Below are 19,388 nucleotides of genomic sequence, written 5' to 3'. Positions count from 1 at the left end.
GATGACCCATCCAGCGCCTTTGCCCCATGGTCGCACAACGCGCAAGAACGACAGTCCACGCCGCGCAGCCAAGGGTGAACAAGGATTAGCATGCCCCGTTAAAAAAGACAGATATGATTGTCTTTTTATCACGTGCATGTATCGTTGTGGAGACAGACTGCTGATCAGGTGAGGACGAGACCCCCCGCCAACCCATACCCGCCAGGGAATGGCTTTGAACGGGCTGGTGCGATTTTGCCGGACCTGCGCGATACAAGACGGACAAAGCCCCGCAGAGGGCCAGACAACAAGGCCCCGCGCATGGGGCGAAGGGGATGAATGAAACAGAGCCAGCAGGGCGCAGCCGGACCGATTCTCACCATGGGCGCGATGATCCGGGCGTCGGCCGCACGGTTCGGATCCCGCCAGGCTGTGGTCTTTCCCGATCGGCGCATCAGCTATGCCGAGCTGGATGCGGCGGCGCGGCGCTGGGCCGCAGCGATGATTGCGCTGGGGGTGCAACCGGGCCAGCACGTGGGCCTGTTCATGCCGACCTGCCCGCAGTTCATCGAGGCCTTCTATGGCATCGCCATGGCCGGCGCGGTGGCGGTGCCGGTGAACGCGCGGTACCAGAGCCATGAGCTGGCCTATTTGTGCAAGGATGCCGATCTGGTGGCGCTGGTGACGGCCGGGCAGGTGGCAGAAACGCTGGACTACCGCGACCGCGTGCGGGCTGCTCTGCCATCGCTTTCGGGACCCTCGCTTGCGCGCTGTGCCGAAGGTAGGGGGCTGCAACTGGACGAAGCGCCGATGCTGCACACGGTGGTTTCGCTCGACGGACCGGGGCAGGGCGCCGACCAGCCCGGCATGCTGCCCGCATCACGCGCACTGGCGCTGGGCGACGGAGTGGATGCAGCAGCGATCGACCGCCGGATCGACGACGTGGACGGCGAGGACATCGCCATGATCCTCTATACCAGCGGCACCACGTCACACCCCAAGGGGGCGATGATCTCGCACCGTGGGCAGGTGGGCAACAGCCGCAATCTGGGCCGCCGCTATGAATGCACCAGCGCCGACAAGGTGTGGTCCCCGCTGCCGATCTTCCACATCGCGGGAATCCTGCCGATGACGATGATCCTCGACCTTGGCGGCACATACATGACAGTGCCGCACTTCGACGCGGGGCAGGCGCTGGAAATGCTTGGCCGCGAAGGGGCCACGATTGCCTATCCCAGCTTTGTGACGATCATGCAGGACCTGATCAACCATCCCACCTTCAAGACCACCGACCTTTCGAAACTGCGGCTGATGAATTCGAACTTTGCGGTGCAGCCCGCCTGGATCAAGGACGCGGTGGTGGCGGCGATGCCGCACACGGTACAGGTGGGCACTTATGGCCTGACCGAGGCGGCGGGCACGGTTTCCACCAGCCGCCTGCACGACAGCTTTGCGGTGCGCACCGGGCGCTGCGGCTATACTCTGGAAGAATGGGAGATGCGCATCGTCGACCCGGAAACGGGCAAGGATTGCGGCACCGACGAGCGTGGCGAGATCGTGCTGCGCAGCCCCAACATGCTGAAAGGATACTACAACGCCCCCGAAAAGACCGCCGAAGCGATCCGTGACGGCTGGTTCCACACCGGTGACATCGGATCGGTGGACGCAGATGGCAACGTGATGTTCCACGGCCGCACGAAGGACATGCTGAAAGTGGGTGGCGAGAACGTGGCCGCTGCCGAGATTGAGACGATGTTGCAGACCCACCCGGCGGTAAAGCTGGCGCAAGTGGTGGGTCTGCCCGACGAGCGATACGTGGAAGTGCCCGCCGCCTTCGTGGAACTGGCAGAAGGGACCAGCGTCAGCGAGGCCGAGCTGATCGCGCACTGCAAGGGGAAGCTGGCAGGCTTCAAGATCCCCCGCCACGTGCGCATAGTGAACGAATGGCCAATGTCGACCTCAAAGATCCAGAAGTTCAAGCTGCGGGACGGCCTTCTGGACGAACTGGGGTTGGGTTGAGGGCAGGGGGCTGCCCGCCCCCAAGGCGCCACCCCCTTCGCGCAGATGACGAGAGGGGGCCAAGCCCGGGCGGGGCGAGGAGTGGGGAGTTTGGTTGCTACGCCAGCGCGCGGTAGACGAAGTTGCGGAAGCGGACCTGGCCTTCACCTGAAGCGAACAGCGCGGGGCGCAGGCTGAGCAGGTTGTCCACCGTGTTGGCATTGTATCCCGAAACCTCGCTGCGCACGCCGTGACGAGTCCAGGCCTTTCCGTCGAGGCTGTAATAGAAAGTCACAATCTGATCGCGGTTCTCGATACGCATGAACATGCGCCGTGCCGGCGGAGCCGGTTCAGGCCAGTAGGACGCATTGCCGCCGCGGTAGCTCGTCATCCTTGAACCGTCGATGCCCATGCCAAGGTAGGCGCGATCGTCAAAGAACAGCAGTAGGCCCCCGGTCACGTTACCTTCAAGCGCGACTTCGACAGTCACTTCGTAGGCGCGATCACCGACCTGCTGGGTCACCACCAGGCCGTTTGACGGGCTTGCCCCCTTTGCTGTCAGCGCCAGCGCGCCATCGGCAATGGCAATCTGCCCCTTGTCTGCAGGGGGGCCGCCATAAAGGCTCCACAACGTGCCAAAGCGATCGGTTTCGAACGAGTCGGAATGCGGCATTCCATGGATCTGGCCATGAAGCTGAGCAGCCCGCGTCGGTTTGGCCAGCGGCTTCGACAAATCGCCGCCGCGCGCACCGAACCAGCCATCTGCCGTCCATTCGATGGGTTCAAGCAGTGTCTGGCGACCGAGCGTGAGATACCCGTTTTCATAGCCGTGGTAGATCATGAACCACTGGCCGCCGGGCCCCTCAACACAGGTTGCGTGGCCGCGCGACCACCACATCTCGCTGCGCGAGAGCGTGCGCTGGATTGGGTTGTGCGGGCAGTTTTCCCAAGGGCCGTGGATCGAGCGCGAGCGCGCGGCGACAATCATGTGGCCGGTGGGCGGGCCGCTGGTTCCCCCCACTGCGTTGACAAGATAGAACCAGCCGTTGCGACGGAACAGCTTGGGACCTTCGGGCGAGAATGCCTCGGTGATCCAGTCATCCGGATAGCGCCAGGCCTTGTAGGCATCTTCGACCGGACCGGCGGTGGCAAGACCATCGGGAGTGAGCGGCACGCGCTTGCCATCATTGAAGAACAGGTAGCGCCGCCCGTCTTCGCCGACGACATGGCCGGGATCGATCAGGCCTCCTATCTTGAGATCGATCGGATCGCTCCACGGGCCTTCCATAGAGGGGGCGTGGATGACGTAAATGTTGGCAAAGCTGGGCAGTTCAGTCGACCAGGACGCCTTCATGAAGGGGATGTAGATGAAATAGCGGCCATCGTGCTTGGCAATATCGACCGCGAATACCGTGCCCAGAGGCTTGGCCAGCGCGGGGCCGAGCGGCCGCCAGTTCACCAGATCGCGCGAATGCCAGATCAGCAGGCCGGGCGCAGAATCGAACGAGGAATGCGTCATGTAGTAATCGTCTCCGTCCTTGAGGACGGAGGGATCGGGATAGTCACCCGAGAGGATAGGGTTCAGGTAGTGCCCATCGCCGAGGTCGGCGATGCGCTGCCCTTCGATTCCCGCGCGCCATTTCGGCGTGGCGGCCGGCGTGCAGGCTTCGCCTTGCGACACGGTTTTCGCCAGCGGGCCGGCAAGTGGGATTGCCATGGAGCCCAAGGCGGCAATCTTCATGGCTTGCCGACGCGATTCCATCAGGGGCACCCTCTCTTTTTTAGAATTCATAATCTAGTTTAATCGAATAACTCATTGCAAGTGGTCATTGTGCACTATCATGAAGAGATAAGGATGATCGTGCGCATGGCCACGACCAAGGTTGTTGACTTCGACGCCGTGGCCGTGCTGCCTTGCCGTCATGAGATGGCCAATGGCAGGTATCGTGCTGGCTGCGGGGCTGGCTATTTCGGGCGCGGGGCATGCGGCGGAGGATGCCGGCTGGCGTGCCGCGGTCGAGGCGTTTGCGGATCAGCATTTCTCCCATCCGGCATGGGGCGCGGCGCACAGCCGGCGCGATTATGCGCTGGCGCGTGAACTGGCGGCGCAGGACAAGGTGGCAGTGGACGACGACGTGCTGTTCGCGGCAGCCTTTCTGCACGATATCGCCGCGTTTGCGCCGTGGGAAAATCCGGATCCAAAAGTAGATCATTCCGACGTGGGCGCGGATGCGTTGGGCCCGGTGCTGGTAAAGCTGGGCTTCCCGGCTGGGAAGATCGAGGCGGTCCGTGCGGCCACGCGCACGCACATGTATTATCGCAAGGCCGAGACGCCTGAGGCGATCTATCTCCACGATGCCGACGCTCTCGACTGGCTGGGCGCGATTGGCGTGGCCCGCATGCTGGCAACGATCGATCCACCAGCGCCGGTGCAGGACCTGAAGAAGGCGGTGGCGGCGATCGAGGCGAACCTTGCCGATGCACCATCAGGTGTGCAGAGCCCGGCCGGCCGGGCGCGATTGCCGGGCATGGTGGCGGAGGCGCGGGATTTTCTGGCCCGGCTCAAGGCGGAATCGGCAGACGGAGATGCGCTCTAGGCAGTGCCACTCATGATGGAACCGCGCCGCTGGCGGTGAGGGCGGCGATCTCTTCGTCCGAATAGCCGGCTTCGGCGAGAATCGCGATGCTGTCTGCCCCCAGCACCGGGCCAGGATCGCCGATTTCGCCTGGGGTGGCGGAAAAGGCGGTGGGAATGCCGGGAAAGCGCAAGGTGCCCATGTCGGTTTCGGCAGACTGCCAGAAACCGGTTTCCACCAGATGCGGATCGTGCAGCAGGCCCTGCAGCGAGGCGATGGGGGTGGCGGGGATCTCGGCGCGACGGAACAGTTCCATCCATTCCGCGCTGGTGCGCGTTTCGAGCACTTGCGCGACCTGAGCCAGCACGGTGGTGATGTTCTCGGATCGGCTGCGCATCGAGGCGAACATCGGATCGTGCGACCAGTCCGGATCACCCAGTTCGCGGAAAAAGGCCTGCCACTGTTTGTCATTGTAGATCATAACGCCGATATGCCCGTCCGCCGTGCGATAGGGCCGGCGTGCGGGCGAAGTGGCGCGCGGGTATTCCGGCGGGCCGAGCGGCGGATCGAACAGCGAACCGCAGATGTGTTCTGTGGCGGCAAAGGAGACAAGCGTCTCGAACATCGGCACCTCCACCTCCTGCCCCACGCCGGTGCGTTCGCGCGCGAAGAGAGCGGCGATCACCGCATAGGCGCCGGTGAGCCCTGCGACCTTGTCGGCGATGACCGTGGCGGCGTAGGTCGGTTCGCCGCCAGACAGGCGGGCCTGCAGATCGACGATGCCGGAGGCAGCCTGGACGATATCGTCATAGGCCGGGTAATCGCGATAGGGACCATTACGGCCATACCCATAGAGGTTGGCGTAGACGATGCGCGGGTTGGCGGCCTGGAGCGCGGCGTAATCGAGCCCGAGGCGGGCGATGGCCTGTGCGCGCATGGAATGGATGAACACGTCTGCCGTCCTGGCAAGGCGCAGGACGGCATCGCGGGCGGACGCCTGCTTGAGATCCAGCGCGAGGCTGCGCTTACCGCGGTTGACGTTGAGGAACATCGCCCCGCGCGATGCATCGGGACCAGGCGGGATGAAGCGCGTCGTATCGCCCGAGGGGCCTTCGATCTTGATGACATCAGCCCCCAGATCAGCGAAGATCTGGGTGGCGTAGGGCCCCATCAGCACACTGGTGCAATCGAGTACGCGCACACCCGCCAACGGCCCTTTGCCGCGGCCACTCATGCCAGGATTCCTTTGCCCATGGATGCCTTCTCTCTCCCCTTGGGGCTCGGCTTTCCGCCGCGCGCGATGGCACCATGGCTGACACTAAAAAAGCATTCAAGCATGTTTTTTTCTTGCGTTGGACCTTGTGGTCAATAGATTGCGCGGCGAAGAAGAAGGATGCGCCGTTCCGTGCCGCGCGAACGGTATGGGCACTGGGCGCGCATGGGGAAACCCGATGTCCTTCGCAACCAAGGTATCGCACGCGCGTGAAAGGGCAAGGCATGGATCTGGGACTGCAGGGCAGGAAGGCGATCGTCGTCGGCGGGGCGCGCGGCATCGGCTATGCCGTGGCCGAAGTGCTGGCCCGAGAAGGTGCCGACGTGGCGCTGAGCGCGCGGGGCGAAGATAGCGTGAAAGACGCGGTCGCATCGCTCTCGCGCTATGGCACGAAGATCGTCGGCAAGCCGGTGAACGTGAAGAAGGCCGAGGACTACAAGACCTGGCTGGAATGGGCGATCAGGGAACTGGACGGTGTGGACGTACTTATCCCGCTGTCCAGCGCGGGCGGCGGGATCGGGAGCGAAAAATACTGGCACAACGCCTTCGAGACCGACGTGATGGGGCCGGTGCGCGCGGTAGATACGGTGATCCCGGTGATGACCGAGCAGAAGCGCGGCTCGATCGTGCTGGTGGCCACGACCAGCGCGCTGGAGGCGATGGGTGGGCCGCAGGCCTACAACGCGATGAAGGCCTCGCTCATCACCTATGGCAAGCAGCTGGCGCTGGCCCACGGCAAGGACGGCATTCGCGTGAACGTGGTTTCGCCCGGACCGGTGGAGTTCGAGGGCGGCAACTGGGACATGATCAAGGGCACGATGGAAAAGTTCTACCAGTCTCAGCTGCGCCAGCAGCCGATAGGGCGGCTGGGCAGGCCGGAGGAAGTGGCGCGGGCGATCGTGTTCCTGGCGAGCGAGGCCGCCAGCTGGTGCAGCGGATCGCACCTGGTGGTGGACGGCGCCTTTACCAACCGGACGCACTTCTGACGTGGCGCATGGTGTGACCTGGGATACCGCACGCATGGACGTGAAGCGTGTGGTCGACGTGATCCGCGTTGCGCCCGAGGACGCCGCAACCGGTACCCCGGTTGACAAGGCGCCCGACCCGCAGCTGGGCACCGACGTGATCCCGGCCGAACGGTACTATTCGCCCGAGTTCATGAAGCTGGAATGGGAGCGGGTGTGGACGAAGGTGTGGCTGCTGGGCGGCCGTGCCGACGACATACCCAACCCCGGGGACTACATCTGTACCGAGATCGGCAAGGAAAGCGTGCTGATAGTGCGCCAGCACGATGGGTCGATCCGCTGCTTTCCCAACGTATGCCTGCATCGTGGCAACCGGCTTCGCCCTGAGGGTATCGGCAAGGCCGAGCATTTCCGCTGCATGTATCACCACTGGACCTATGGCCTGGACGGCGCGATCGAGCGGCTGCCGGACCTGTGCACCTTCAGCCAGGGAGGCCCTCCGGGCATGACGCTGCCGAGCCTGCCGTGCGTGGAATGGAACAGCTTCGTATGGTTTTCGCTGAACCCCGGTGTGGAGCCGTTTGACGATTTCATCGCCCCGCTGAAGCAGCATCTGGAACCCTACCACCCCGAGCGCATGGCGTGGAAGCGCGACGTCACGGTGGAGTGGGATTGCAACTGGAAGGCGTCTGTCGACGCGTTCAACGAAACCTATCACGTGCAGGGCATCCATCCCCAGTTGCTGTGGTACCTGGATGACGTGAACGTGCAGATCGACTGCTATGAACGGCACAACCGCTACCTGATCCCATTCGCCACCATTTCCCCCCGAGTGGCGATGCCGAGCCAGATTCCGCCCGCGATCCACGAGATCATGGTCAAAGCCGGGATGGACCCCGCCGAATACGAGGGGCGGATCAGCGACATCCGCCGCGACGTGCAAGCGTTCAAGCGGAAGCACGGCAAGGCGCAGGGAAAGGATTATTCCGCGCTGAACGACGACCAACTGACCGACGATTATCACTACATGATCTTCCCCAACGTGGCGTTGAACGTGCATGCGGACGACATCCTGATGTTCCGCCAGCGCCCGCACGCCACCGATCCAAACAAGATGCTGTACGATGTGTGGGTGTTCGAGCTGGTGCCCGAGGGCGAACCGTGGCCCGAGCGAGTGAAGCACCGCCGCTTCCGCCACGGCGACCGCAGCATCGGACAGGTGCTGGACCAGGACGCGTATAACCTGCCCACGGTGCAGGCAGGGATGAAGAGTGACAGCTTTCCGGGGCTGTGGATCGGCGAACAGGAGCTGCGCATCCGCCATTTTCACAAGGTTCTGGATGATTACATCTATGGTCCGGGTGGAAAGCAGCCGGAAGATATCTGACAGAATTGCCAGTCCGCCACGATTGGCATGGCAACCATAAAGGCGGCAGGCCGGACTGGCCCGCCGGAGGGAACACCGCCTGCATGCAGGCAGATGCGCCCGAAGGGAGACAAGGACCGATGAATTTCAGTCTGACCGACGACCTGCGCAATCTTCAGGCAGCGGCGCGCGAATTTGCGCAGGCCGAGCTGCCGGTGATCGCGGCGGAGTGCGAGCGCGACAACAAACCGCCTTCGCGTGAGCTGGTGAAGCGATATGCCGAACTCGGCTTTCTGGGCATCAACGTTTCGTCCGGACTGGGCGGGCTGGGCCTGGGCAACATCGAGGCGTTGGTGGTGCTGGAGGAATTTGCCAAGGTTTCCTCGGCCGTCGGTTTTCCGATTTTCGAAAGCAGCGTCGGGCCGGTTCGCGCGATCGAACACTTTGCGCCGGACGCGCTGAGGCGCCGGGTTGTGCCGCAGGTATGCGCAGGTGAGATGATCGTTGCCGTATCCATGTCGGAACCCGATGCAGGCAGCGCGCTGACCGACCTGAAGACCAAGGGCGAGATCAAGGGTGACAAGGTGATCCTGAACGGCACCAAGCGGTGGTGTTCGGGCGGGGGCCATGCCGATGCCTATGTCGTTTATTGCCGCCTGTCGGATACGCCGGGGGCCAAGGGCATCGGCGCGGTACTGGTGGAGAAGGACGCGCCGGGGCTGAGCTTTGGCCCGCCAGAACAGCTGATGGGCTTCCGCGGGGTGCCTTCGGCCGACCTCAACTTCGACGACTGCGAGATTCCTGCCGGCAACGTGATCGTTCCGGCCGGGGGGTTCAAGCAGCTGATGGAAGCGTTCGACCTGGAACGTTGCGGCAACGCCACGATGGCGCTGGGGCAGGCGTCAGGTGCGCTCGAGGACGTGTCCGTCTATGTTCAGGAGCGCAAGCAGTTCGGCAAGCCGATCGTGGAATTCCAGGCTGTGCAGCTGAAACTGGCGGAAATGCACATGAAGGTCGAGGCGGCTCGGCTGCTCATCTGGCGTGCCGCATCCCTGGCACAGGATGGATTGCCCTCGGTCCTCCACAGCTCCACCGGCAAATGCTTTGCCAATACGATTGCACGTGAAGTGACCGGCGACGCGCTGCAATTGATGGGGGCTTATGGATATTCAAAAGATTTCACAATGGAGCGAAGACTTCGTGATAGTTGGGGATGGGGTATTGCAGGCGGGGCAATAGACATTCAGAAGACGAATATCGCAGGTGCCATGTTGGGCCGTCGTTTTGATCAGCGGCGATAACGGGATCAGCCACGCGAGGTGACCGAAATCTGACGGAGGACCAGGCCTTGACCTTCATGGCTGGGGAACGTGTTTTGCACATTATCGGCAGTCCCCGTGGATTGCGATCCCGCTCCACACGGGTGTCGCGGCGGTTGCTGGCGCGACTTGGCGTGAGCGCCGAGGAACTGGATCTCCACGCCACAGATCTGCCGGCGCTCGACGCTGCGGCTATCGAGGGGCGCTATGCGTTGGTCGAGGGGCGCGAAGTTGATCCCATAGTGTGCGATCGCTGGCGTAGGGTGCGTGATACGATAGAACATTTCCTTTCTTTTGACACAGTCTTGTTTAGTGTGCCTATGTGGAACTTCGGTGTGCCATGGCGGCTAAAACAATACATCGACATCATCACCCAACCCGACTTGATGTTCAACGTGGATGGCAATGGCGTGACCGGCCTTGCCGGTGGTCGCAGGGCAATTCTGGTCTGTTCTGGTGCGCTGGACATTCGGCCAGAGGAGCCGGGCGAAGAGATGGATTTCCAGACCAGCTACATGAAGGCGTGGCTGGGCTTCATCGGCATCACAGACGTGCGTATAGTGCAGGTCCGCCCGACCTACGGCACCCCCGCCCGGGTGGAAGAGGCGATGGATATCGCTTTTCAGGAGGTTGACGCACTGGCCGAGTCCCTTTTGCGGGCACCGCGCGTGTAGACAAGATTGGTGCTTTCAAAGGTGACGCACTGCGTACCATCGGCAAGCAGGACGGCGTAGCGGGTTACCGCAGTCCCGCGCGGCTTGCCGCTGCGTGATGGTTCTAGGCGCACGATCTCGCTGGTCACATGGATCGTGTCTCCCGCGCGGACCGCGCGTTTAAGGCGCAGGTTGTCCCAGCCCACGCCGCAGACAAAATCGATATCCCCGTTGATTGCATGGTCCATCTGCCGCCACATCGCCAGCACGTGAATCCCGCTGGCCACGATCTGGCCAAACACCGAGCTGCGTGCGGCTTCGGGATCGGTGTGAAACCACTGCGGATCGTAGGCGCGGGCGAAGGCGAGGATCTCCTCCTCGCTCACGGTGCGCGGGGCCGAGCTGCGCCGCTCGCCGACGATGAGATCCTCGAACGTGCGCCACGGGGTGCCCAGCGGGGAGAGCGCGCCAGTCATCCGCGTTCGATGAACGGCGCGAGCACCGGGGTCACGCGCAGGTGTTCGGGAATGCGCTCCACGCCGATGCGGCGATCCAGCTCTTCGTGCCAGTTGTAGATGCGCCGTTCCTGGTAGTTCAGCGACATGCCGCGAAAGCCCGGGCCCTCGACCGATTCCTGGATCTGGGGCGCGAACTGCAGGTCTTCGTAGAGAATGCGCTCCCAGTTCCTGATCCGCGTTTCCCACAGGGGGTGCGGATTGGCTGCATCGTGTTCGGGCGCCACCCAGCTGGAGACCACGCGCGTGCGGCGCGGGCCCAGTGGCCAGAACTGCAGGATGGGGATGCCGGTGGGGGCGGGCGGCATCACGAAGTTGGGATAGATCTGGTAGCTGACATTGTTCTTCGCCACGAATTCCGAGATCGTGGGGATTTCCGGCATACCCTTGGTCCCGGGATCGACCCAGTCCGGCCGGCGGTTCGGCGTGGCCATGCGGCTGTGCCCATTGGGCCAGAGCGTGACGATCATGGCGCGGTGATCGAGGAAGCGGTCCACGGTGTTTTCGTGGATCGATTTCAGGTGATAGACCTCCAGAAAGGCGTCGAGCAGGACTTTGACATTGCAGTCGGTTTCGTAACTGCGGCTGTCCACCAGGCGCAGCGTGGCAAGCTGCAACTGGTCCAGCTCATCAGCCATCGGGCCGATGTGTTCGATCAGCGGCTGCGCATCCGGGTCGGCATTGAGGAAAATCAGGCTGCCGAGCAGTTCGCACCGCACGGACGCGAGCGCGTGGCAGGCGAAATCGAAATCGGCGGCGAAGTCGCGCCGGTCACGCACCGCCGTCAGCTTGCCATCGAGCGTGTAGGACCAGCCGTGATACCCGCAGACAAAGCCGCGCGCGGTGCCTGCTTCATCCTTCACCAGCGGCCCGCCGCGATGTTGGCAGGTGTTGTAGAACGCCTTGATCTCTCCGGTCAGGGTGCGCGCGACGATCACCGGGCTGCCGAGATTGCGGGTGAGGAACCATGATCCCGGTTCAGGCAGCTGGTCGATGTGTCCGGCATAGAGCCACGCCTTCTTCCACATGCCCTGGTCTTCCAGCGCGAGGAAACCGGGATCGACGTAGCGCCCGCCGGGGATCGAGGGCAGGGCCGGAAAATCCGCCGGTGGAGCATTGCGCTCGCGCTCGTACGCCATGCGCGCAAGATCGTCCTGATGCGCCGTTGACGCGGCCGTGCCGGGCATGAATCGCTCTCCGCATGGTTGTTTACGGGTGCAATTTAAAAACATTCATGTATGCTTGTAAAGCAATGCTTTGGACTGGGTTGAAGTGGCGACTTTACAGGCACTTGCCGTTCATGGCGGAGAGAACGCAGGAGCAGGGCACGTGGATATTCTGGCAGGCATCTTTCACCACGGGCTGATCGTGGACGACATTGCGGTGGCAATGGAGTCCATCGGCCGCGCTGCCGGAGCCAGTTGGGCACCGGTCCGCACGTTCGATCCCCTGCCGGTGTGGACTGCCAACGGCGAACGCGGTGAGGCGCGGCTGAAAGTCACCTATGCCCGACAGGGGCCACTGCGGCTGGAACTGGTGGAGGCCGCGCCCGGCACACCGTATGACCTGCTGCGCGCGATCGACCGATCCCACATCGGCGTGTGGGTGGACAACGTGGGCGAAGGCGTGGAGCAACTGCATGCGCAAGGCTGGCGGTTGCTGGTCGCCGGAGCCTCTGCCCGGCGCGGGAATGGCAGCATGGCTTACATGGTCAGGGACGGCGGACCAGTGATTGAACTGGTGGGCCGTGAACTGGAGCCGATGATGGAGGCGTGGTGGTCGGCTGAAGTCTGATCCTAATTGAAGGCCAGTTCGCCCTGCCGCCGGTCCTTGGGAGCATGGCGCTGGAGAAGGCAGCGCGCCTGGCCGATCAGGGTATAGACCACATGACGGTGGCCGCCACGGTTCTGGTGATCGACGCGATAACCCGCATAGTGCCGGCGCAGCAGCCCGGCGCGGACGAGTTCTGACACCGCGCGACTGAGGTTTGCCTTGCCCGAGACGCGGATGCGATCGCGCACTTCCTGTTGCAGCAACAGTGCGGCTTCGGCCGGATCGCGGGCCAGCCTGCCTTTGCGCTCAAGCTCGTCACGCACGCGTTCAGCCAGCGCGATGCGGCGCGGATCACGCCCGGCCATGGGGGTCAGGCTGTCACACAGCCAGTCGCGCAGCGTCTCGGCGTGGTTGCCGCGCCGCACGAAAGGGCCGGCCTTGCCATCGCCATCGGCCACTTCGGCAATCAGGCTGAGCAGCATGAAGGCATAGCGCGGGCGAGTGCTAGCCTGCGCCACGGTATCGAGCAGGGCAGCCATGTGGCTCTTGCCCACGGCGGTCGACTGGAACGTAGCCTGGAACATCATGGGATGAATCAAGCACAAACCATGAATCCTGTGAATCCCCAATATGCTACGACACGCATTTTGTCAGGGATGACACTTTGCCCGGGGGCAGAGTGTCACCGGCGGCATTCCGGGCTTGGTTGACAGGCGACCTGCGTCCCCGGCACTCTGCGCCCCATGAAACTGATCGGAGTTCTGGGCGGCACGAGCTGGCCTTCGACGATTTTGCCCTATCGCATGTTGAACCAGGAAGCGGAACGGCGGCTTGGCCCCGGCCATTCGGCGCGCATCGCGCTTTACAGCATCGATTACCACGCCATCCTGGCTGCCTACAGGACGGACCGGGATGCGATCCCGGCCTTGCTGCGCCCGGAGATCGACACACTGCTGTCATTCCGGCCGGATTGCTGGATGATCGCCTGCAACACACTGCACGCAACTTATGATCGGCTCGCGCAAGGCCTGGCGCATGCACCTCCATTCTTCCATGCGGTGGAACTTGTGCGGCGCGAGCTGCTGGCGCGGAGTGTGGGCAAGGTGCTTCTGCTGGGGACGCGCTTTACCATGGAGGACGGCTACTTCGCCGATCCGCTGCGCCAGGTGGGCATCGCAGTCCAAATTCCCGCGCTGGCCGAGCGGGAAAGGATCGACACGATCCAGCCGCGGCTGGCGGCAGGCGAGCTGGACCCTGAATTTGCGACCCATTTCCGCGATCTGATAGCCCATCACGCCACACAAGGATGCGAGGCGGTGATCCTGGGCTGCACCGAGCTGCCGCTTGTGATCACGCAGGACATCTGCCCGATCCTTGCGCTGGACCCGCTGGCACTGCAGTGCCGGGCCTGTGTGGACTTTGCGGTTGCCAGCTGAGGTTTTGCCAAGAGCGTGATTGCAGGCGAGGGGCGATGGAGTATCAACGCCATGAAGGCCAACGGAAGGGACGGCATGCAACGGATGATAGCGGTGGCGGGAGCCACGAGTGCCCTGGCCCTTGCTGCCATGCTGGCTCCGAGCCCCGTTTTGGCCCAGTCCGCACAAGGTGACGTTTCACTGACCATCTACAACGCTGATCTGGCGCTGGTGCAGGACACGCGCGAACTGACCCTGCCTGTGGGCACAGCGCGGCAGGAGTTCCCCGACGTATCCGCCGCAATCCGGCCCGAGACGGTGACCCTTTCCGGCAGCGGCGCGGGCGTGGTGGAGCAGAACTTCGATTACGACCTGCTGTCCCCCGACAAGCTGCTGGACAAGGCGGTGGGGCAGACAGTGACGGTGGTGCGCACCAATCCCGCCACGGGCGCGGAAACACGGGAACAGGCGCAGGTGCTGGCCAACAATGGCGGCACGATCGTGCGCATCGGCGACCGAATTGAGGTGCTGGAAAGCTATGGCGCGCGTATCCTGTTTCCCGGCTTGCCGCCCAACCTGCGGGCGCGACCGACGCTGTCGGTGACGCTGCAATCAAGCAGGGCAGGCCCGCGCCCGGTGACGCTGAGCTACCTTTCTGGCGGCATGGGCTGGAAGGCCGACTATGTTGCGCTGTTCGACGAAGCGCAGGGCAGGATGGACCTGCAAGGCTGGATCACGTTGAACAACACCACCGGCACCAGCTTTCCCAACGCGCGGGTGCTGCTGGTGGCGGGGCAGCCGGTGCAGGGTGGCAACGGGTACGACAACGGCATGCGCCGCCCGATGCCGCGCGGCGGGGTGCGGATGACGCCGGGTACCGAAAGCGCCAATCGCGAACGGCTGGGTGATTACTACGTCTATCCGATTGCCGCGCGCACCACGGTGGCCAATGCACAGCAAAAGCAGGTGAGCTTTCTGGATGTGAACGGTGCCCCGGCGAACAAGGGCTACACCTTTCGCAATGGCTGGCTGGGTGCATCGGACGAAGCGCAGAGCGTGGCGACGGTGCTGAACCTGTCCACCTCGCGTGCCGGCGGGCTGGGTGATGCGCTGCCGGCGGGCACAGTGCGCGTGTATATGCGCGATGCCCGGGGGCAGCCGCAGTTCATCGGCGAGAACACGATCGACCACACCCCGATGGGATCTTCACTGTCTATCCGCACGGGCGAGGCCTTTGACGTGAAGGTGCAGCCCACGGTGGAGAAGCGGGAGAGGATCACCGGCGACGAGTGGGAGAAGACCAGCCGATACCGCATCACCGTGAACGGCAAGACCGACGATGTGACGGTGGAAACCAAGCCGACGTTCTGGCGCACGACAATGCATTACAAGGTAACCAACGCGCGGCCCACGCCGGTGAAGGTGGAAGTGGTGCAGGTGGGCCTGGAAAACTGGTGGCAGGATACCCGCGTGCCATCAGAATCGGTCAAGGGCGCGCAGCGGACCGCCGACGAGCGGGTCTGGCTGGTGGACGTGCCCGCCAACGGCGAGACAGTCCTGACGGTCCAGTTCGACACCCGGTATTGAGCCGGGCCGTGCGGCGCAGGCTGATATTGATGGTGGCCGGACTGGCGCTCGCCACCGACGCATGGGCGCAGGAAGCGACAGTGCTCTCCGCCCGGCCCGACGCAGTGGCGATAACGATCTATCGCGCGCCGGACCGCGACGCGGATGCCGCCATCGATCTCGACTGGCTGGGCGGGTATGCGCTGGTGACCGAGACGCGCACCGTGGACATTCCTGCAGGCAGGGCGACGATCCGCTTTGAAGGCGTGGCGGGCGGCATCCTGCCCGAATCCGCACTGCTTTCCGGCCTGCCCACCGGCGTTCGTGAAAAGAACCTCGATGGCGAACTGCTCTCGGCCCGCAATCTCTATGCCCGCGACTTTGGCCGCCCGGTGATCCTGCGCCGCTACAGCGGACACGATGGCAAGGGCACCGTGACCGAGGAACGCGCGGTGATCCGCTCCGGCGCCGATGGTGCGGCGATTCTGCAGACCAAGGCGGGCTTCGAAGTGGCCGATTGCGGGCGTGGGTTCATCGATGAAATCGTCTATCCCGAGCTGCCCCCGGGCCTTTCTGCCAAGCCGACGCTTTCGGTGCAGACCGAAAGCCCGGCGGCACAGCGGGCGACCGTGCGGCTGTCGTACCTCGCATGGGGCTTTGACTGGCAAACGAACTATCTGGTGCGGTATGACCCGGCCCAAGGTACGGCGGACCTGCTAGCCTGGGTGACGCTGGCCAGCAGTGATCCGACATCGTTCGTGGACGCGACCACGGCGGTTGTGGGCGGGGAAGTGAACCGGGAGGATGAGAAGCCTGAACCGCCTTCCGAGAAAGGCGATCTGATCCTGCAGTGTTACCTCAAGTCGCTGCACACTTCGCCGCCGCCGATGGTCGTGGCGCTGCCTCCGATACCTGTACCCATGGCCATGGAAGCGCCAGCGATGGAGATCGTCGTTACCGCGCAACGCCGAAACGCGTCGGTGATGGAACTTGCCACCAAGGTTACCGAGGAAGGGCTGGGCGATCTTAAGCTCTATCGCGTGCCGGTGCCCACAACCGTTGCCTCCAACGCGCAGAAACAGGTGGCGATGCACGATCTGAAGGGTGTTAAGCTGAAGGTGCTGCACACCGCCACGCTTGGTGGGTACGAAATGGAGGCTCAGTCTGCCCAGCTGAAACTGCGCACACGCAACAGCAAGGACAACGGTCTTGGCGTGGCGCTGCCCGGCGGGCCGTTGGCCGTATTCGAACCGCACGATGGAAATGTGCTGTTGGTGGGACGGGGCGGGCTGGGCAACTATGCCGTGAACGAGGATGTGGAAGCAGCGCTGGGATCATCGCCCAATGTAACCCTTTCCGTCCAGGAGACCGGATCGGGCAAGGGCTGGACCGCACTGGATGCGGTTGTGCGCAACGCCAATTCCTGGCCCGTGACGTTCGAGGGCATGCTGGCGCTGAATGACGGAGAAAGAATCGAGAATCCGTCAAAAAGGCTGGGACGCAGATTCGGTCGGCCGGTGTGGACTGTCAGCGTTCCGGCCGGGGGTGAGGTACGGCTGCGTTACAGGGTGCGGAGCGCCGATTGAGGCCTACGCCCGTTACCTTGCCAGCCTGATCCCCGTGAAGGGCCAGCGCGCGCTGGTGGGGAAGAAATTGCGGTAGGTGGGGCGGGCATGGCTGGGTGGAGTGGCTTGGGAGCCACCGCGCAGGACCATCTGGTTGACCATGAACTTGCCATTGTACTCCCCCACAGCGCCGGGCGGAGGGGTGAAACCGGGATATGGGTGATAGGCCGAGGCGGTCCACTGCCAGGCGGTGTCGGCCAGCTGGGCGAGCGGCGTGGCGTGGGCGGCGACTTCCCATTCCGCCTCGGTCGGCAGTCGCGCGCCGGCCCAGCGCGCATAGGCGTCGGCCTCGAAGTAGCTGACGTGGAGGACCGGGGCATTCGGATCGACCGGGTGGCGACCGTTGAGCGAGAAGCGGCTCCAGGCACCTGTGGCATCGTCCCAGTAAAGCGGCGCGCGCCACTGGTCACCTGTCACGATGTCCCACCCTTCGGACAGCCACAGGTCAGGCCGGGCATAGCCGGTGTCTGCCATGAAGGAGGCATATTCGCCATTCGTGACGAGGCGACTGGCGATTGCGAAAGAATCTAGCCAGACGTGGTGACGGGGCTGTTCGTTGTCGAAACAAAACCCTGCGCCGTGATGTCCGATCTCGTAGAGCCCGCTGGGCATTTCGTGCCATGCCAGGGGCAACTGCGCGGATTGGGCGGGGGCCTGCGCAGCATAGGCGGGATGGAGAGGATTGCACGAAAGTACGTGCTGGATGTCCATCAGGATCAGTTCCTGATGCTGCTGTTCGTGCTGACAGCCCAGTTCGACCAGCGAAAACCAGCGGGCTGGATCAACCATGCGCATCAGGCGGTTCATCGCAGCGTCCACGTGGGCGCGGTAAGCAATCACATCATCCAGCGAGGGGCGCGAGAGCAGGCCGCGCCGGCCCCGGGGATGACGTTCGCCGATGCCGACGTAATAGGAATTGAAAAGGACGGCATAAGCGGGATCGCAGGGTTCGTAGCCGGGCAGGTGCGGCGCGAGTAGAAATGCTTCGAAAAACCAGGTCGTGTGGGCGAGATGCCATTTGGCCGGGCTGACATCGGGCATCGATTGGACTTGGCAGTCTTCCGCCGTGAGCGGCGCGACCAGCGCGAGGGTGCGCGCGCGGACAAGCTCGAAGCGTTCCATTGCGGCCACAGAGGCGCAGCTGGATTGTACCGTGGCGGCGGGTTGCGCGTTCAAGGCTGCAGGTCTTTCCCGGCGGCGGACCAGACGTGCAGGCTGAACAGCTCCGCCTTGTCGGTCCACATCGCAAGCGGCTCCCAGCCAGAGGCGCGGGCGAGGAAGCGGGCTTCGGCAGGCGTATACTTATGGCTGTTTTCGGTGTGGATGGTTTCCCCCTGCCGCATGGAGAACCGCTGGCCCGCGGCAGTAAAGGCCACGTCGGAGAGTGCGACGAGGTGCATCTCGATCCTGCCATGGCCATCGTGCCAAACGGCACGGTGTTCGAAGCTGGCGACGGGGATGGTGCCGCCCAGTTCGCGATTGATGCGGTGGAGCAGGTTCAGGTTGAACTGCGCAGTAACCCCGGCGGCATCGTCATACGCGGCTTCAAGCAGGTGGGGGTTCTTGCGGGTGTCGATCCCGATCACGAGGCGCGCATCCGGCCCGAGCGTGGCCCGAAAGGAGCGCAGCAGGTCCACCGCGCCGCGATGATCGAGATTGCCGATGGTGGAGCCGGAGAAGAAACCGGTGAGCGGCCCGGCAAGGGGCGGCAGCTGCAGCGGCTCCGTGAAATCACCCACCACCGGCACCGCGCACAGGCCGGGGATGCGATGGGTAAGCGCTTTGAGCGACTGGACGAGGTAATCGCCCGAGATGTCGATGGCGACATAGGTTCCAGCATCAGTGGCCTGAAGCAGCAGCGGCGTCTTGGCGGCCGAACCGGCGCCGAATTCCACCACGGTTCGACCGCGCCCGGCAAGGCGGGCGAGATCATCCGCATGGTCGGTCAACAGGGCGATCTCGGTGCGCGTCGGGTAGTATTCGGGCAGGCGGGTGATCGCCTCGAACAGTTCGGATCCGCGCATGTCATAGAAGTAGCGCGCGGGAATGGTCTTTCGTGGCTGGGAGAGGCCGCGCAGGACATCGCGGGCGAAAGCACTGTCGGTGCTGCTGCTGCCGGTGCTGCTGCTGTCGGTGGGGGCGAGCGTATCGGTCATGCAGCAGTCCGTTCCGGAGGGAGATGGCAGGGGCGGGGCGGGTTGCGACCGGGCAGGCGACGGCCCTGTCGCGCACGTGACGATCCCCCTGCGCGAAGGCGGGATACTGCGTGAACCTGCTGTGCGCCGGTTGGTTCCATAATGCCTGCGCGAGAGGCTGAGTGCGCAGGATGGCGGCGCAGGGCTTGGCAAGGGCGCATGGCAACGGG

17 protein-coding genes are annotated in these 19,388 nt (G+C 63.8%); 10 read left to right on the top strand and 7 right to left on the bottom strand.

Annotated elements, in window-relative coordinates:
• Positions 1-318 precede the first annotated feature (318 nt).
• A complete protein-coding gene (locus POM99_RS15635; RefSeq protein ID WP_277279411.1) occupies positions 319-1,998 on the top strand; it encodes a class I adenylate-forming enzyme family protein in 1,680 nt (559 codons plus the stop codon).
• Positions 1,999-2,095: 97 nt separating this feature from the next.
• Here the strand turns inward: POM99_RS15635 and POM99_RS15630 are convergent, their stop codons facing one another.
• Entirely contained in the window at positions 2,096-3,694 is a 1,599-nt protein-coding gene (locus tag POM99_RS15630; protein WP_277279410.1) for a family 43 glycosylhydrolase, read from the bottom strand.
• Between the two features lie 217 nt (positions 3,695-3,911).
• Between POM99_RS15630 and POM99_RS15625 the strand changes: the two genes are divergently transcribed.
• Positions 3,912-4,574, top strand: a complete 663-nt coding sequence (locus tag POM99_RS15625) for an HD domain-containing protein (RefSeq protein ID WP_277279409.1) — start codon at positions 3,912-3,914, stop codon at positions 4,572-4,574.
• Between the two features lie 10 nt (positions 4,575-4,584).
• On the opposite strand, the gene POM99_RS15620 is transcribed toward POM99_RS15625, so the two are convergent.
• On the bottom strand, positions 4,585-5,787 hold the full coding sequence (locus POM99_RS15620; protein WP_277279408.1) for a CaiB/BaiF CoA transferase family protein: 1,203 nt from the start codon (positions 5,785-5,787) through the stop codon (positions 4,585-4,587).
• A 263-nt stretch (positions 5,788-6,050) separates the two neighbouring features.
• Here POM99_RS15620 and POM99_RS15615 point away from each other — a divergent pair, with 263 nt between their 5' ends.
• The 4 genes from POM99_RS15615 to POM99_RS15600 all read left to right on the top strand — a co-directional run bounded on the left by POM99_RS15615 (position 6,051) and on the right by POM99_RS15600 (position 10,150).
• A complete protein-coding gene (locus tag POM99_RS15615; RefSeq protein WP_277279407.1) occupies positions 6,051-6,812 on the top strand; it encodes an SDR family NAD(P)-dependent oxidoreductase in 762 nt (253 codons plus the stop codon).
• Positions 6,813-6,846: 34 nt separating this feature from the next.
• Positions 6,847-8,178 (top strand): aromatic ring-hydroxylating oxygenase subunit alpha, encoded by a 1,332-nt coding sequence (locus POM99_RS15610; RefSeq protein ID WP_277279406.1) that lies wholly within the window; start codon positions 6,847-6,849, stop codon positions 8,176-8,178.
• Between the two features lie 119 nt (positions 8,179-8,297).
• The gene (locus POM99_RS15605) at positions 8,298-9,458 is read left to right on the top strand and encodes an acyl-CoA dehydrogenase family protein (protein WP_277279405.1); all 1,161 of its coding nucleotides are present in this window, start codon (positions 8,298-8,300) and stop codon (positions 9,456-9,458) included.
• A 56-nt stretch (positions 9,459-9,514) separates the two neighbouring features.
• A complete protein-coding gene (locus tag POM99_RS15600; protein ID WP_277279452.1) occupies positions 9,515-10,150 on the top strand; it encodes an FMN-dependent NADH-azoreductase in 636 nt (211 codons plus the stop codon).
• Here POM99_RS15600 and POM99_RS15595 read toward each other — a convergent pair.
• Both POM99_RS15595 and POM99_RS15590 read right to left on the bottom strand, forming a co-directional pair.
• On the bottom strand, positions 10,099-10,605 hold the full coding sequence (locus POM99_RS15595; protein ID WP_277279404.1) for a MaoC/PaaZ C-terminal domain-containing protein: 507 nt from the start codon (positions 10,603-10,605) through the stop codon (positions 10,099-10,101). The genes POM99_RS15600 and POM99_RS15595 overlap by 52 nt on opposite strands.
• On the bottom strand, positions 10,602-11,831 hold the full coding sequence (locus POM99_RS15590; protein ID WP_277279403.1) for an aromatic ring-hydroxylating oxygenase subunit alpha: 1,230 nt from the start codon (positions 11,829-11,831) through the stop codon (positions 10,602-10,604). Before POM99_RS15590 ends, POM99_RS15595 begins: the two co-directional genes overlap by 4 nt.
• Before the next feature lie 142 nt (positions 11,832-11,973).
• Here POM99_RS15590 and POM99_RS15585 point away from each other — a divergent pair, with 142 nt between their 5' ends.
• Positions 11,974-12,438 carry a VOC family protein gene (locus tag POM99_RS15585; protein ID WP_277279402.1) on the top strand — a complete coding sequence of 155 codons (465 nt, stop codon included), beginning with the start codon at positions 11,974-11,976 and terminating at the stop codon, positions 12,436-12,438.
• Positions 12,439-12,440: 2 nt separating this feature from the next.
• On the opposite strand, the gene POM99_RS15580 is transcribed toward POM99_RS15585, so the two are convergent.
• Positions 12,441-13,001 (bottom strand): hypothetical protein, encoded by a 561-nt coding sequence (locus POM99_RS15580; RefSeq protein ID WP_277279451.1) that lies wholly within the window; start codon positions 12,999-13,001, stop codon positions 12,441-12,443.
• 159 nt (positions 13,002-13,160) lie between these two features.
• Between POM99_RS15580 and POM99_RS15575 the strand changes: the two genes are divergently transcribed.
• The 3 genes from POM99_RS15575 to POM99_RS15565 all read left to right on the top strand — a co-directional run bounded on the left by POM99_RS15575 (position 13,161) and on the right by POM99_RS15565 (position 16,984).
• Positions 13,161-13,853 carry an aspartate/glutamate racemase family protein gene (locus POM99_RS15575; protein WP_277279401.1) on the top strand — a complete coding sequence of 231 codons (693 nt, stop codon included), beginning with the start codon at positions 13,161-13,163 and terminating at the stop codon, positions 13,851-13,853.
• Positions 13,854-13,928: 75 nt separating this feature from the next.
• Positions 13,929-15,419 (top strand): DUF4139 domain-containing protein, encoded by a 1,491-nt coding sequence (locus tag POM99_RS15570; RefSeq protein ID WP_438823021.1) that lies wholly within the window; start codon positions 13,929-13,931, stop codon positions 15,417-15,419.
• 29 nt (positions 15,420-15,448) lie between these two features.
• Entirely contained in the window at positions 15,449-16,984 is a 1,536-nt protein-coding gene (locus tag POM99_RS15565) for a DUF4139 domain-containing protein (protein WP_277279399.1), read from the top strand.
• Positions 16,985-16,996: 12 nt separating this feature from the next.
• Here POM99_RS15565 and egtB read toward each other — a convergent pair whose 3' ends face one another.
• Together egtB and egtD are read right to left on the bottom strand one after the other, a co-directional pair.
• Complete coding sequence (gene egtB / locus POM99_RS15560) at positions 16,997-18,145, bottom strand: ergothioneine biosynthesis protein EgtB (RefSeq protein ID WP_277279450.1); 1,149 nt, start codon at positions 18,143-18,145, stop codon at positions 16,997-16,999.
• 50 nt (positions 18,146-18,195) lie between these two features.
• Positions 18,196-19,179 (bottom strand): L-histidine N(alpha)-methyltransferase, encoded by a 984-nt coding sequence (gene egtD / locus POM99_RS15555; RefSeq protein ID WP_277279398.1) that lies wholly within the window; start codon positions 19,177-19,179, stop codon positions 18,196-18,198.
• Between the last annotated feature and the right edge of the window lie 209 nt (positions 19,180-19,388).

It is taken from the genome of Novosphingobium cyanobacteriorum (assembly GCF_029436685.1).
GTDB classification, from domain to species: Bacteria; Pseudomonadota; Alphaproteobacteria; order Sphingomonadales; family Sphingomonadaceae; genus Novosphingobium; species Novosphingobium cyanobacteriorum.
Note: the sequence above shows the minus strand (reverse complement) of the source record. Positions and strands in the feature narration are given on the sequence as shown.